The 15,978-nt window shown below is 32.3% G+C and carries 13 protein-coding genes and 1 rRNA gene (1 of these 14 running past the window's edge); 5 read left to right on the forward strand and 9 right to left on the reverse strand.

Annotated features, from left to right (window positions below; genetic code table 11):
- Positions 1–1,088: ribosomal RNA gene (locus NZD85_RS08270) — 16S ribosomal RNA — on the reverse strand (it extends 431 nt beyond the left edge of the window).
- A 693-nt stretch (positions 1,089–1,781) separates the two neighbouring features.
- The gene (locus NZD85_RS08275; protein WP_260541382.1) at positions 1,782–2,189 is read right to left on the reverse strand and encodes a hypothetical protein; all 408 of its coding nucleotides are present in this window, start codon (positions 2,187–2,189) and stop codon (positions 1,782–1,784) included.
- 194 nt (positions 2,190–2,383) lie between these two features.
- Here NZD85_RS08275 and NZD85_RS08280 point away from each other — a divergent pair, with 194 nt between their 5' ends.
- Positions 2,384–2,857, forward strand: a complete 474-nt coding sequence (locus NZD85_RS08280) for a transposase (protein ID WP_260541385.1) — start codon at positions 2,384–2,386, stop codon at positions 2,855–2,857.
- 156 nt (positions 2,858–3,013) lie between these two features.
- On the opposite strand, the gene NZD85_RS08285 is transcribed toward NZD85_RS08280, so the two are convergent.
- Both NZD85_RS08285 and NZD85_RS08290 read right to left on the reverse strand, forming a co-directional pair.
- Entirely contained in the window at positions 3,014–5,335 is a 2,322-nt protein-coding gene (locus NZD85_RS08285; protein ID WP_260541388.1) for a TonB-dependent receptor, read from the reverse strand.
- A gap of 74 nt (positions 5,336–5,409) precedes the next feature.
- Positions 5,410–6,213: a helix-turn-helix domain-containing protein gene (locus NZD85_RS08290; protein ID WP_260541390.1), complete on the reverse strand. Its 804-nt coding sequence runs from the start codon at positions 6,211–6,213 to the stop codon at positions 5,410–5,412.
- A gap of 140 nt (positions 6,214–6,353) precedes the next feature.
- On the opposite strand from NZD85_RS08290, the gene NZD85_RS08295 reads away from it, so the two are divergent.
- Positions 6,354–6,476: a hypothetical protein gene (locus NZD85_RS08295; RefSeq protein WP_260541393.1), complete on the forward strand. Its 123-nt coding sequence runs from the start codon at positions 6,354–6,356 to the stop codon at positions 6,474–6,476.
- A gap of 106 nt (positions 6,477–6,582) precedes the next feature.
- Positions 6,583–7,353 carry a lincosamide nucleotidyltransferase Lnu(H) gene (gene lnu(H), locus NZD85_RS08300; RefSeq protein ID WP_064964663.1) on the forward strand — a complete coding sequence of 257 codons (771 nt, stop codon included), beginning with the start codon at positions 6,583–6,585 and terminating at the stop codon, positions 7,351–7,353.
- Positions 7,354–7,551: 198 nt separating this feature from the next.
- Here lnu(H) and NZD85_RS08305 read toward each other — a convergent pair whose 3' ends face one another.
- The 4 genes from NZD85_RS08305 to porQ all read right to left on the reverse strand — a co-directional run bounded on the left by NZD85_RS08305 (position 7,552) and on the right by porQ (position 11,302).
- Entirely contained in the window at positions 7,552–8,019 is a 468-nt protein-coding gene (locus NZD85_RS08305) for a hypothetical protein (RefSeq protein WP_260541395.1), read from the reverse strand.
- A 221-nt stretch (positions 8,020–8,240) separates the two neighbouring features.
- On the reverse strand, positions 8,241–8,798 hold the full coding sequence (locus NZD85_RS08310; RefSeq protein WP_260541397.1) for a hypothetical protein: 558 nt from the start codon (positions 8,796–8,798) through the stop codon (positions 8,241–8,243).
- Between the two features lie 739 nt (positions 8,799–9,537).
- Positions 9,538–10,224, reverse strand: coding sequence for a (d)CMP kinase (cmk, locus tag NZD85_RS08315; protein WP_260541398.1), 687 nt, complete (start codon positions 10,222–10,224; stop codon positions 9,538–9,540).
- Between the two features lie 52 nt (positions 10,225–10,276).
- A complete protein-coding gene (gene porQ / locus NZD85_RS08320) occupies positions 10,277–11,302 on the reverse strand; it encodes a type IX secretion system protein PorQ (RefSeq protein WP_260541399.1) in 1,026 nt (341 codons plus the stop codon).
- 118 nt (positions 11,303–11,420) lie between these two features.
- Here porQ and NZD85_RS08325 point away from each other — a divergent pair, with 118 nt between their 5' ends.
- Positions 11,421–13,688, forward strand: coding sequence for a DUF2339 domain-containing protein (locus NZD85_RS08325; RefSeq protein ID WP_260541400.1), 2,268 nt, complete (start codon positions 11,421–11,423; stop codon positions 13,686–13,688).
- A 15-nt stretch (positions 13,689–13,703) separates the two neighbouring features.
- Here the strand turns inward: NZD85_RS08325 and NZD85_RS08330 are convergent, their stop codons facing one another.
- On the reverse strand, positions 13,704–14,999 hold the full coding sequence (locus tag NZD85_RS08330) for a mechanosensitive ion channel family protein (protein ID WP_260541401.1): 1,296 nt from the start codon (positions 14,997–14,999) through the stop codon (positions 13,704–13,706).
- Positions 15,000–15,154: 155 nt separating this feature from the next.
- Between NZD85_RS08330 and zupT the strand changes: the two genes are divergently transcribed.
- Entirely contained in the window at positions 15,155–15,937 is a 783-nt protein-coding gene (zupT, locus tag NZD85_RS08335) for a zinc transporter ZupT (RefSeq protein WP_188319543.1), read from the forward strand.
- The last annotated feature ends 41 nt before the right edge of the window (positions 15,938–15,978 follow it).

A 15,978-nucleotide genomic window follows, 5' to 3' on the forward strand; every position in this document is an offset into this window, starting at 1 on the left:
TCGTTGCAGGACTTAACCTAACACCTCACGGCACGAGCTGACGACAGCCATGCAGCACCTTGCATTCTGTCCGAAGAAAAAACTATTTCTAGTCCTGTCATTATGCATTTAAGCCTTGGTAAGGTTCCTCGCGTATCATCGAATTAAACCACATGCTCCACCGCTTGTGCGGGCCCCCGTCAATTCCTTTGAGTTTCATTCTTGCGAACGTACTCCCCAGGTGGGATACTTATAACTTTCGCTTAGCCACTGAATCCGAAAATCCAACAGCAAGTATCCATCGTTTACGGCGTGGACTACCAGGGTATCTAATCCTGTTCGCTCCCCACGCTTTCGTCCATCAGCGTCAGTTAATGTTTAGTCACCTGCCTTCGCAATTGGTGTTCTGCGTAATATCTAAGCATTTCACCGCTACACTACACATTCCAGCAACTTCAACATTACTCAAGACTAACAGTATCAATGGCAGTTTCATAGTTAAGCTATGAGATTTCACCACTGACTGATTAATCCGCCTACGGACCCTTTAAACCCAATAAATCCGGATAACGCTTGCACCCTCCGTATTACCGCGGCTGCTGGCACGGAGTTAGCCGGTGCTTATTCTTCTGGTACCTTCAGCTATCTACTCGTAGATAGGTTTATCCCCAGATAAAAGTAGTTTACAACCCATAAGGCCGTCTTCCTACACGCGGGATGGCTGGATCAGGCTTCCACCCATTGTCCAATATTCCTCACTGCTGCCTCCCGTAGGAGTCTGGTCCGTGTCTCAGTACCAGTGTGGGGGTTCACCCTCTCAGGCCCCCTAAAGATCGTCGACTTGGTGAGCCGTTACCTCACCAACTATCTAATCTTACGCATGCCTATCCTACTGCGATAAATCTTTCAAAATTCCATAATGCTATGAAATCTATTATAAAGTATTAATCCTCCTTTCGAAGGGCTATCCTTTTCAGTAGGGCAAGTTGCATACGCGTTACTCACCCGTGCGCCGGTCTCTAATTCCCGAAAGAATTATACCCCTCGGCTTGCATGTGTTAGGCCTCCCGCTAGCGTTCATCCTGAGCCAGGATCAAACTCTCCATTGTAAATTATTTTGTTTAGTCTATAAGACTTATGTTTTTACAACTTCGAATTTCCTTAAGCTCCATTATTCAAGGATTGACTTCGTTATTATTCGGCTTATTTTTTCTTCTGTATATATTATAATTTCAAATGAACTTCTCAGTTTATAACTTACAAAACATCGCTGTTTCTGTAAGCGGTTGCAAAGGTAAAACTTATTTCTTAACTACCAAATTTTATTTTAAAAATTTTAAAGTTTTTATTTCAACAAATCAATTTACTTCGCAGCAAAATCACTCTCGTGATTTGAGGTTGCAAAGATAAAACTTATTTGTTAAATCAACAAAATTTATTTTTAAAAATTTTTGTCGCTTGTTTTACTTTATGTCAACTACAATACTACTCGTCTTTCGTATTGGGATTGCAAATATACAACCCATTTTTCCGAACTTCCAAACACATTTTACATTTATTTTACTTTCTATCCCTAACTGATTGTTATGACGGGAAATATTTTTTGAGATTTTTAGATTTGAGAAACTAGATAGTAGATTTCCGACCCGAAAACATCGTTTTTACCACAGAAAATGAGTAGATGTTATAAGCAGTTTTTTTATTCATCGCTTCCAATGTAGCTCAATTCTTTGCTTTTTTTGTCTAACTGAAATCGAAATTTGGAGTTGTGCAACAGTTACCTATGTTAGCAGAAGTACATTTTATTTGATATTTTTTATTAGAATTTTTATCAAATATGCGCTAATAATACCTAATGTGAAAAATAAACCAATTTTAATATTACTAGAATCAAAAGTTGTTAAATTATTTAGATTCTCGTTGATGAAATTTACATGATATGATGCAAAAATTGTAATTAATCCAATAATTAAACTTAACGAAAGTATAATGTTTTTTTTAGTTTTAAAAGTATTTAAAACTAAAGGAATGATTGCCATACCTAGACAAAATAACCATCTATCAATGAAATGAGGATTAGGAGAAGTATTAACTATATTATTTGTTTCTGAGAAAAAATTAGAAACAAATTCAGCATAATAGTAATATATTATAAATCCAATAATAAAAAAACTTAAACTTAATAGAAATAAAGTGATTTTTGATTTCATTGTTGTGTGTAATGTATTTTTGCTAACGGTCCGTGTATTGGCGATGGGCGGGATTTTTAGCACTGAACTTTAATCGAAGAACAGAAGTTGAATTTTGCACTTCCGTTGATACGAAGCCGTTCAGCCCGCCTATTGCCAATACGATGTGCTTGTTGCACAACTCAAAAATAAAAAAAAAATTCGGATCTTGTAGTATGCAAGGACGAAAAGAATTTACCCCACAATTATTTTACGAACTAAGCTTAGAAAGGTTAGTTCCACCCGATAACTTTTATCGCCGTGTAAATCAAGCATTAGATTTACATTTTTTGTACAAATCCACTCAAAAATATTACGGCAGCCAAAGTCAAGAAAGTATTTACAAACCTTTGTACGATAAAATGCACGAAAAACTCACCCAAAACAAAGCATATCACCACAGGTTAGTAAAGCGTCGAAGTGCTACAGTAGAACCCGTTTTAGGAACGTTGATTAACTTCTTTAACCTAAAACGAATCAACAGCAGAGGAATGGCACAAGCCAATAAACACGTTTTGATGTCAAGTTTATCTTACAACTTGAAGAAATACCTGCGCTTTATTTTCAAAACCCCGAGTGTTTTAGCCCAAGTTGTTTCCCTAAAACAAGGGAAATACAGCTTTTTACAAAAGTACTCCTTCACGACTTAAAAAGTTGAGTTTTAAGCAAACCTGATATTACAATTCAGCATAATTCTCTAAAAATAAACCTCGCTTAAAATGGCTTAAACGAGGTCAAATATTTTAAATTTTTATAAAAATTGGAGTTGTGTAACAGTTACCGTTGTTATCTGCTGCCCATTTTTACTAATTCATTCTTTCTCTTTCGTTGAATTTATCTGTACTTTTTACTGATTTTACAGAAGACGAACCGAAATTGTATCTCAATGAAATTCGATAGCTTCGAGCATCGAAATATTCTCTTCTGTGAACAGAATAGTTAGTAAATTCTGCTCTTGTTCTCGTTATAGATTGATTGGCTATATCTGTAACCAATAATCCAATATTTAGCTTTTTGTCTAACAAACTTATGTTAGCTCCAATGTCAAGACTTCCGAAAGAGTGGTTGTAGATATTATTATCCCAAAATGGTAAATCCTGCCAATAATTAACCGAGAGAATATACTTTTTGTCTTGGTCAAGAAATATGTTGTTGTTGATTTGGTATGAAAAGCCATATCCTGTTTTACCCTCTATATAATCAACTTTTGATTTTAGATTGTTTTGGTAAAAGGTTGTAAATAAATCGGTTTCCAACCATTTCAATTCATAGAGAAAGTAACTTGCAGTTATCCCGTAACGGTCTTGGTCAAGGTAGTTTTCATAAGTATAAATCCATTCGTTGTTTTCAAAAATATCTACACTTCCATAACCGTTTTTTACAAATTGTGCATAAGCAGAAATCATAAAATCTCCTTTGGAATAGTTTAACTGAATATTATCACTTGTATAGGGTAAAATGTAAGGGTTTCCTGTTTCATAGCTGTACGGATTATTGTACCAACGAAATGGTGTAACAGTTGAGAATTCAGGACGGTTAATTCTTCTTGAATAATTAACGGACAATTTATCTCCGTTTTCCATATTGTAAAGAGCATAAAAACTTGGGAAAAGATTTCCTTTCTTGCGTTCAGGGAAATTGTTGTTATTATTTTGGTTCTTTAAATTTACGTTGTTGTATTCGTAACGAAGTCCGCCTTTAAAACGAAATTTGCCAATATCTTTTGTTGCGAAACTTGCATACAAAGCGTAATTCTTTTCATCATACAGAAAACTTTCCGAATTGCCGTTTCCATTCAATGTGTAGTTTATTGTGGCATCATTTTTCAAAGTATAATACTGCACACCATAATCCAATTCTCCAATTTTATACGGAAAATGAAAATCAATTTGTGCAGAAAATGCCTTATAACTTTGTTCTCCTAAATTATTGAGATAATCTGTTATAGTTGTTCCTTGTTCTGTGGTTACTGTATTAAATTTTTCGGTCGGCAAATTTGCATTATAACTGGTAAATGCGGTAATTGTTTTACCAAGTGAATCTATTTTATAAATATAATTCAAGTCAGCAGAATATCTTGTATGCTCATTTCTTCTTTTTCCATCTGTTAGGAAAGTAGAAGTTGTAAATCTTTTATTGGTATAATTGTTTTCATTTACTGAATTAAAAACATTAAACGAAGTTGAAATATCGTGTTTTTCAGATGGTCGGTAATTAAGGTTCAGATAACCACCAAATTGATTCCCTTTATCTTTTCGGTCTGTTATTTCTTCAATATCATTTCCTTTGCTTTCTAAATCAACATTCAATTGTGTTAATGTGTAGTTGACATTTGCACTTGCTGAAAATTTGTTTTTATTGTAATTGAACGATATTCCGTTATTTGTTCCTGGCAAAGAGCGTTGAATATATGCACTTCTTACCGAAGCACTCCAATTTTCCTCTGTATTCATCTTTTGTGTAGTCACAATATTGATTATACCTGCATTGCCTTGTGCACTAAAATTAGCAGGTGGTGTTGTGATAACTTCAATGCTTTTCAACATTGATGGGTCAAAATTATTGAGAAACGAAACCAACTCACTACTACTTATCTGTTGTAGTTTACCGTTTACAGATACGTTTACAGCTCCTTTTCCAACAATACTGATATTATTATCTCGAACTCGTAACAAAGGAACTCTTTTTATTAAATCTTCCGTAGTAAGTGTTTTGGATAATGGGTCATTTCCAATATTATATACAAGTCGGTCTATCTTTTGCTCGATGGTTTTTCTTCTTCCTTCAATTACTATTCCTTCAAGCATTACCGATGGATTTACCTCAATGATTCCTAAATCTAAATCTTGATTTAGTTGAATTTCTTTACGATACAATTCTTCTCCAAATTGTTCTATGAGTAAATGGTATGTTCCCTTATCAGCATTTAAACGAAATATTCCCAAGCTATCTGTTATTGTATATCCAGACTCGAAGTTATCGTTATTCAGCAGTACAACATTGCTAAAATCAATGGGGTATTTTTCTGTATCAACAATTTTCCCTGTAATTGTATGTTGTTGTGCGGAAACAACCAAAGGAATTAGAAAAATAAACGATAATAATGTATGATGTTGTAAAAGCCTCATTCTAAAATTCGATTAAAAATTAAAGGACAAAACTATTTATCGTTTTATTCTAAAAATTGTAAAAATGTAACCACTTACATAAAGAGCCAAATGTTGTCTTGTTCAGTATCTATATTTTTGAAAAACCAGCTTGGTTTTATTTTTGTCAAAGCCTTAAAATCTTTGATAAAATGCGATTGGTCATAAAAAAGACTTCCGTGAGATAGTGTAGTAAGGTTTTTACTTTTTTTATTTTCTATTAGCGTATTTCTAAACCGATAAATCTTACGATATTCTGAAGGTGGCTTTCCGATATGTTTTAAAAACAAAGCGTTGATATGTTTTCTGGAAATGCTATGTTTTTTAGCAATCGCATCAATTGTTAATTCAGTTTCTATATCAGCTAAAATTTGTTCCATTAAGGTTAAATCTTTCGTTACAAATTTTGATAACCAATAATTTTCAAGAAGTTCAATTTGCTTGTTACGGTCTCTTTCATTAAAAATCATTTTCATTGTTTCAGTGTAGTCAGAAAAAGGAACAAAGTTATCCATTTTCGATTGCTTGAAAATTTCAGGATTTTCAATGAAATGATTTATTCCAAGCGGATTGAATTTTATAGTGATTTCATCTACTGCGTTTTCATAAACAACTTCTATTGGTTCGGAATATCTTACAACAATATCAGCCAAAATATCATCTGTTTTAGCACTCGAAATGAAGTATGAATTTTCTTTGAGTTCTACTTTAGCATTTTGGTTTACCGAAAGAATACAGAAATTATTTGGAAATGTATAGTATTTAATCTGCTTAGATTTTTTGTTTTCCGAAATGAAATAATAACTGTCAATGTATTTTTTCAACACATCATTTTTCGGTTTATAATTGTCTAACTTCATTTCATCGACGTCGTTCAAATTGGGTTGCAGATAACGGGAAACGCATTGGCGAAGTGGCGGATAAATTGAACCGAAAGTTCAATTTAGCAGTAACGTAGCCGATGTGTTTCCACAGAAGCTAAATTATTAAAAAAAGCTGAATGTGGAACACATTCGGCGGGAAAAATGCACAAAAGTTGAAGTTTGCACTTAACCCGCCATTTCGCAAAACCGATGTTGGCGGTAATTTTACCAAACAGAATGTTGAAAATAAAAAAGTATAATCCGATGAAGCTATAAGTAACTGTCCAAAATAAACAACGTAAAACTTTTTCATTGCTTTCAAAAAGTAGTGAAAATTTCTATTATCAACATTTAAAAATTAGAAAAATGACACAGTTACAAATGATTGACAAAACAAAATATATAGCTCAACAAGACGAAAATGTTTCCGCCGTTTTTATGTATGGTTCATTTACCAAAAACGAAGGAGACAAATATTCTGACATCGAATTTTACATCTTCTTGAAAAATAAAGAAAATTTCTCGACAGAAAAATGGGTAAATCAAATTCATCCTTTGGCTTTATATTTTACAAACGAATATGGAAGTGAAGTTGCTATTTTCGAGAATATGGTCAGAGGAGAATTCCATTTTTTAAAAACGGAGGAAATTGAAATTATCAAATCTTGGGACGGAATTGTTGAATTTAGCGATTTTGACCAAATGAACCTAACCGACAAAGATGGACTTTTAACGAAAACGCTTAATCAAATCAAAACGAAATCGCCCGAAAGAATAACAAATGAAAATATTTTGTGGTTAAGCCAATCATTACTGAATGTTGTACTGACAACAAGCAACTTGATTAAACGAGAAGAATTTGCTCACGCTCATCACAGTTTATCAAATGTGCAGAAATACTTGCTTTGGCTTATAAGAGCAAGAACAAGCAAAACGCAACATTGGGAAAGTCCGACTAAAAGTCTCGAAAAGGACATTGACACGATTTGGTATTCAGAGTATAAAAAAGTAACATCAGATTTAAATCCCAAAAACATCGTTTTGGCTTTTGAGAACTCATTAAATTTATCGGAAAAACTATTTGATGAACTAAATATTGAACCCAAACTGAAAGAAATCCTACACAAAATAAGATAAAAAAACTACCGCCAACATCGGTTTTGCAAAAGAGCGGGTTAAGTGGTTAATTCAAGGTTTGTGCATTTAATCCGCAAAACCATTTTTTATTTGCTTTTAAAATGTAAATTAGCAAATAGAAAAAATGGTTTTGCTAACGTTGGTGCAAAGTTGAAAGTTAGTGCTTTATTTGCCGCTCCTTCGCAAAGCCTCAAAACGTTAGCGGTAGTAGTATTTTTGTTTATTATTTTTCCACTGATTATAAGCAGCTCTTCCTAAGTATTCATCAGTATCTCCATATAAAGGCCATTTAATATCTAAATCATATAAGGGTTCGAAAGGTAAAGGTCCATTATATATAATTTCAGGATTTATATTCCCAATAATTTTGAAGTTATTTTTATTTCGCCTTGTATAAACGCCAATTGCAATTTCTTTCTTGTAAAATTCTTTATTCCCATTTAAACTATATTTTCTTTCAAATTCAAGTGGTTTCAAGTCTATTAATATTAAATCAGAAAATTCAATTTCGTAATCAAAAATTAGTGGAGTAATAGCTATATGACATCTTGGATGCGATTCTGGTGTTTTTTCTGTTTCACTCAAAACAATTGCAATTCCATAATATCCATTTTCAGGATTTGTTAGTATTACATCCCCTTTGTTAAACAACTTAATTTTTGACATATCTATCTTTTACTATTACCGCTAACGGGCCGCGTATTGGCGATAGTGGCGGTTTAGAAAGCCTAAACTTTCAATTTTGCACTAAGCTAAGCAACAGCCTTTTATTATTTTCTAAATTTATGAAAAAAGGAAATATAAAAGGCTGTTGCGACAAAAAAAGGAGAAACTTTCAATCTCTCCATTAAACCGCCATTTCGCCAATGCGATGTTGTACGACGTTTTTATTGTTTTTTCAGAAAATTACTTACTTCCGTGAAATAATCTGAGCCATAATATTTCATAAATTCTCCATTAGTTTTTAAGATGAAAAATGCTCTGCAATTTTCCTTTAGTGTAAATATGTTTTTCTCAAAAAATCCTGAATCTAAAATAAAAATATTTTTATCTTGAATTCTTTCTTTATGCAATGCATTGGAAGTATATATAAAAAAATCAATTGTGTTATTTTCTTTTGAAATTTTTGATGATATTTTGATGGTATTTTGGATAACACCCAAAGCATTCCTCTCTTTTAAACCATATTCATAGCAGTTTACACCATATTGATAAAAATGAATTAAAATCGCTTTTTCTTCAGGTATTTCAACTTTAAGTTCTTTTAATATTTCTTTTCGGGTTTCTTTATATTCTTCAGGATTTAGTTTTCCTACAAAAGACTTTATACTAGATATAAAATCATTATTAATTTTAGTGTTAATTTTTGAACCTATCGAATTTTGAGCAAAACCAAATGTGCAATTTATGATTGAGATTATTAAATATAATTTGTTGATTTTCATTTAGGAGAGTGTTTTGGTAAAATGTTGTACAACTCTCAAATATACGCAACTTTCTATAAAACCCAAATAAAAAGTAAAATAGACGCTATTTACTGAAAGTGAGTAAATTAATCATAATAATTAATTGCATATTTAGAATTGTTTGTGGATTTTTTTTGTGTGATTTTAAATTCAAATAAAGTTTTATGTTAACAAATAAGAGTATTCCTGAAATTATAATTGGCCATAAAAACATATAAAAATCGAGTGGATTTTCTTTTATATTTTTTAGACTATCAAACATATTTTTCCAACCTTGAGTTCCAATCAATACTGAAATGAAAGAAAAATACCCTACGCTACTTAAAAATAGAACTAATATTTTTAGTCATAATTTTGATTTAAGTTTCGTGAAAATCAGCTATATCCTCAATTCGTACTTGCAGCTTACTCCCTACTTAAAGGCAGGATGAAGGCAAGATGAAGGCAACATAGTGGCAGCAGAGAGGCAGTAGAGTGTATACAATACTTTTTTTTGGACGGTTTATAATTTGAAAAAAGGAAACTCATTGCGCGCGAGGTTTGTATTTTCACTGCATGGAATGATTAGGCGGTGACGATTTGCTGAATCAAGCAAATGGGCAGCGGCTACTTTTGGGTTATGAACTCGGGAAAGGTTTCGCGAAGCGAAATAAATTAGTCAAAAAAAAAAAGGAAAACATCACTATTTTCCTTCTCTATTATTCTACTATTGGTTCTATTAAAATTTTGACTCGATAATTTGCATCACTTTATCGACTGTTTCTTCGAGATTCATCTGCGAATTGTCAACTTCTATGGCATCACCTGCTTTGCGAAGGGGTGAATAATCACGGTGAGAATCGATATAATCTCTTTCGTTCACATTTTTTAGTACCTCATCTAACGGAATGTCTTTTCCTTGCTGCTGATATTCTAAAAAGCGACGCTTTGCTCGTACTTCTGGCGAAGCTGTTACAAAAATCTTGACATCAGCTTTTGGAAAAACTGTTGTTCCGATATCGCGACCGTCCATCACAATACCACCTTTTTCGCCCATCTGTTGCTGTAAAGCCACGCAATAATCGCGAACTGCAGGAATTTCGGAAATTGGACTAACCATTTTAGAAACTTGCATGGTGCGAATCTCATCTTCAACATTTATTCCATTCAGGTATGTTAAATTCTTTTGTGTTAAAGAATCTTGTATAAATTCTATCTTAATGTTAGATAAATTGGCTATTAATGATGTTTCATCAATTTTATTCTCAGCAATATACTGATGCTGAAACGCATATAAGGTTACGGCGCGATACATTGCACCACTATCAATGTGAGTATAACCAAGATTTTTTGCAATAATTTTTGACATCGAACTTTTTCCGGTAGAAGAATATCCGTCGATTGCAATAATTAAATTTTCTTTCATCTAAATAGAAATTGAAGACAAAGATAAGATTTTATAGTGGTTTGAAAAGTTTTTATAACCAAGGATTACTTCTCCAATAATCACGACCTTGAATAATGCGGTCTAAATTAATGATTAGTCCAAAATGATTAGAGCCACCAGATTTGTGGTAATTCGCGTGTCCAAACTCGAATCGGAAAGCATTCACTCGAATTCCAAAACCATACGTTAATCCAGATAATGAGCGAACTCCCTCGGCTGCTAACTCATTTCCTCGTTTGAAATTATACCCTATTCGCATGTTAAAATCTGAATTTGGAAACAACTCTGCTCCTACTGAAACGTGATCCATCATTTTTCGTCCATTAGATACTTCTTGTCCACTCTTATTATAGGATTGAGAAATATCAAATTTCTGTAAATCGTGCAAAGAAAATGTAAATTCTAACGGAACATGTTCCAATCGATGTGAGATTCCTAAGTTAACTTGCGTTGGCATGTCTTCTTTTTTTCCATTGTACGTTTGGATTTGTCCTCCGATATTACGCACAACCAGCGATACATTGATATTTTTATCGAAATCATGATAGGATAATCCTACATCTCCAGCTATTGCCGAAGATTTATACGATTCGATAGTAGAATTGATGTATTTAACATTTGCTCCAATTGTCCAATAATCACCTAAAACACGTGCATACCCCACTGTTATTGCTGCATCATTCGCTTTGAAATTCCCTGTAATATTTCCACTTTCATCCGTTCCGATTAGTTTTCCGTAATCTACATATTGACCATGTACAGAAAGATAATTCTCTTGATCGATTTCATAGACTGTTGAAAATGTACCAAAATCGACATCTGCAATATAATTCACATAATTGATTCCGAATTGTCCGTGCATATCACGATTCATCAATGCAGGGTTCCATAAAGACGAATTAGGATCAGCATCCCAAGAAGTCGCTGCATTTCCTCCCAAAGCTGCTTGACGTGGTGATGTTGTAATGTTTAAAAACTCGTAAACACGCGTTCCATCTTGCGCAAAAATCGAAGACGACAGCGCGATAAACAATAATGTACTTAGGTTTTTAAACATTTAGCAAAAATAAGGATTTTGTAGAATAACGAAAACAGAATGATTTTGGTATATGAGAAACAAAATTTTAAGCTTTCTGAAAAAAAAAGCCTAACTTCATTTTTCCTAAAAACACATTATGGAATTTTTTATTGCCATTATTATAATTGTCTTAATTGTGATTTTGTTTAACAAAGTTTCTCAACTCAAAAAACAGCTTGATGAACAAGAAACGAAACTTAGACATTTGCAACAGCAATTAGACGAAAAAGAAATAACCATTAAATCAACAACAATTGTGGAGCAACCCAAAAAAGTTGAAGAAGCTGTTGCACCTCAATCCGAAATTGTTTCATTTAATAAGACAGAACCACCAAAACGTATTTTTGACGAAGTTCCTCCAAGACAAAAAACAGAAAATAATATTGACAAGCACCTCAACAATGGGATTACATTTATCAGAGATAATTTCTTAACTATTTTTGGAATTGTAACCTTAGTTTTAGGAATTGCTTATTTCGTGAAATATGCGATTGACCAAAATTGGATCAACGAAACATTTCGTGTGTTAATTGGACTTGTAGTGGGCTTGAGTATTATTGGTATAGCACACAACATTAGGAAAAACTACGCTATCTTTTCTTCTATCTTAATTGGAGGAGGATTAACCGTCATGTACTTCACGCTAACCATTGCTTTTCGAGAATATCAGTTACTTTCTCAACACGTAACTTTTACGTTATTAACACTCGTTACAATTTTCTCAATTGTTATGGCGATGTTGTATAATCGACAAGTCTTGGCTATTTTTTCTATACTTGGAGGTTTTACAGCTCCATTGATGATTAGCACAGGCGAAAGTAATTATATTTTCCTGTTTGCTTACTTGGTTATTCTCAATTTTAGCATGCTCTTTATGGCATGGCGAAAAAACTGGCAAGTTATTTCGTTTATCGCTTTTTGTTTTACGTCTATATATAGTATCTCATGGATTGATCAATCTAAAACCTCGTCTCAATATCTTTTCTACGCACTACTTTACGTTACTTTTACTGTTACAAGTTTAATCAACTACATCAAAAAAGAAGAATTTTCAGTTTGGAACTCACTTTTACTAAGCTTCAATACAATTCTATCAACCATTTTAATATCTTCCGTCTATTATTATATTGTTGGAAATAACAATGGCTTGATTGTGTTTATAGTAGGATTAATTAATGCTTTTGGCGCGATTTATATCTACAAAACGTCTAAAAATAATTTATTACAAAATACCTTAATAGGTTTGAGTATTGCCCTAATTACTGCTGCGATTGCATTACAATTCAAAGCAAATGTTGTTTCGGTTTGTTTTGCAATAGAATCTACGTTATTATTATTTCTGTGGAAAAAAAGTCGCGAAAATATTTTCAAAATCTTTTTCATCGCAATGTTTCCATTTCTTTTGATTGCTTTATGTGTTAATTGGTTTGATTATATCGATAGCAATTCGCGTTTACCACTTTTATTCAATCATGTTTTTATCACAAGTATCATTGCACTAATTTGTTCTATCGCGAATATATATTTGATGAAAGATTTCGAAACAGAAGAACAATTCTTAGGGTTCAAGCTCAATCATTCAAAATTCATCTTCATCTCAACATCACTTTTATTGATGTATACAGGAATATTGTTCGAATTAATTTACCAAATCGAACCTTATTTCAACTTTATGATGATTATAAGTTACATTTTGATTTATACTTTATTCTTTATTGCTTTAATTTTAGCACTACGGAAAAGACTAAATTTAGGAAGTACATTGCAGCTAGTATTGCAGATTTCAGCTGGATTGTGCGTTCTACTTTTACCACTGTTTGCTAATATTCCGTTGTTATCAAGTAAAACGAATTACGGCATCAATAGTTATTTTATTTACTTAACTTATCTACTTCCTACCGCTTATCTCGTCTATTTAATTGTAAAAAATCACGATTTCAAAACCTCAACTGCCAAACAAATCATCAGTATGCTTTTGGTTGTTTACGTGATTAGTTTTGAGAAATACAATTCGTTTATGTTATTAACACTAAATGAGGGAACAACTAACTTTTCACATCAAGCAGATATTTTTCGAATGATATTATTACCGATTATATGGGCAGTATTGGGATTTGTGTTGATTTATTTTGGATTAAGAAAACAACTCAAAGGCTTTCCTATAGTAGGAATTGCTCTATTTGGATTGATCATTCTAAAATTATATTTGGTTGATGTTTGGGAAATGAGTAATGTTTTCAGAATTATATCGTTCATTGTTTTAGGAATACTCATTCTGTTCACATCTTTTATGTATCAAAAATTAAAAAATTTGATGAAGAATTTGATGGAAAAACCAAATAATAACACAGAAGCTGAACAATAATGTTCAGCTTCTGTGTTAAATATTTCTATTCAGTGCTTCTGCTATGACACGCATATCGTCCGAAGAAGGCGATTCGTAAATTTCTAAATGAAAATATGGAACAACCGCAATAATATGATCAAAAATATCTGCCATTATCACTTCATATTCATTCCAAACTGTTGTATTGGTAAACATAAACAATTCGATTGGCAAACCATGTTCTGTTGGTTGAAGTTGGCGAACCTCGAACATTAAATCTTTTCTAATCTTAGGACTATTATACGTGTATGTTTTGATGTATTGACGAAATAATCCAATATTTGTCATCCGTCTTCCATTTGCTAAGATTGTTGGATCAACTTTGTTCGATACATTATATTGTGCAATTTCATTGGAGCGATCAACAATAAAATCATACAACATTCTAATTTTTTTTAATTCTTCAATTTCATCTTCAGTTAAAAATCGAATCGAATTCATTTTTACATTTATCGAGCGTTTTATACGTCTTCCTCCTGCATTTTGCATTCCTCGATAATTACGAAACGAATCAGAAACCAATGCATACGTTGGAATTGTTGTAATAGTCTTATCAAAATTCTGGACTTTCACTGTTCCTAAATTAATTTCGATTACCGTTCCGTCTGCGCCATATTTCGTCATCTCAATCCAATCACCTACACGCACCATATCATTCATGGAAACTTGTATACTCGCTACAAATCCTAAAATCGAATCTTTGAAAACCAACATCAAAACTGCAGATGCAGCACCCAACGAAACCAAAAATGTAATAGGTGATTTACCTGTCACAATCGAGAAAATAAGAATTCCACAAATAAAAAACAACGTAATATTCATTACTTGCAAATAACTATCAATTGGTTTGTCCGCAAATGATTTTTTGCTTCGAAGAAAATCTCTGAATGTTCTGAAAATTACATTGAAAAATAATCCTATTGTTACTACTAACACAACGTCGGTTATTTGCACTGCAATTTTTATCCAATTCGGAAAACCTTTAAAGATTAGCGGAATTGCTTCTTTAGCGACAATAACAGGAACGATATGGGTAAGGAATTGTAAAACTCTGTTTTTAATTAATAAATCATCGATCTTTGTTTTGCTCTTCTGAATCATATTTGTCAATAGTAATAACAACACTTTACGCAATAGAAAATCAATCGCATATAAAATAATAACAAGTGCAATTGATAATAATAGGGTTGTAATTACTGTTGTTGAGTAACTGGACAAACCTAATTGAGAAACTAATTCTAAAGTTGAACGATATAAATCGCTTTGTATATTTTCGTCTAAAAGTTCCATAAAATAAAGACTAATGAAACAAAAATAAGTGTATCCTTTTCATAAATACTATTAACTGACAAAATACATTGAATTTTCTATGGTTAATTTATTTTGATTCAAAGGAAAGAAAACTTTATATTTGTTAGATTAATCTAACTTACTTATTAAAATAGATGTTTTCAAGCCCATTTATATTTGCTTTTAGTTTAACTTTTCTTGCTGGGATCAGTACTGGAATTGGAAGTGTTTTGTGTTTATTGTACAAAAAATTCAATCCAAAATTTTTAGGTGTGATGTTAGGGATTTCTGCTGGAGTAATGCTATATGTATCTTTTGTAGAAATTTTAACAAAAGCACGATTATCTTTATCCGCTGTTTTTGGAGAAAAGTTAGGTTACAGTTATACTTTATTGGGATTTTTTATAGGAATATTAATTATTATTCTAATTGATAAAATTTTACCACATCATCACCACGAAGAAAATAAAACAGAAACAACCGATCAAAAACTTTTACGATTAGGAATGTTTTCTGCTTTGGCATTATCTATTCACAACTTCCCTGAAGGTTTAGCCACTTTTCTTTCTGCATTAGAAAATCCTACCTACGGCATTTCAATCGCTGCCGCAATTGCCATACATAACATTCCAGAAGGAATCGCAGTAGCGATACCTATATATTATGCAACAAAAAATAGAAAGAAAGCTTTTTGGTATTCTTTTCTTTCAGGATTAACAGAACCAATTGGCGCTTTAATCGGATATTTTGTCCTTTTGCAATTCTTTGATGAATCAATTTTCGGAGCAATCTTCGCAAGTGTTGCTGGAATGATGGTGTATATTTCGATTAATGAACTAATTCCAACTGCTAAAGAATATGCCGGAAAAAAATTATCTACTTACGGTATCGTTATCGGTATGTTTGTGATGGCTGTGAGTTTGGTGTTGTTTATGTAATAAGTTTTCGGAAAATAAAAAAAGCTTTAATCAAATTGATT

This window comes from Empedobacter stercoris (assembly GCF_025244765.1).
Taxonomy (GTDB): domain Bacteria; phylum Bacteroidota; class Bacteroidia; order Flavobacteriales; family Weeksellaceae; genus Empedobacter; species Empedobacter stercoris.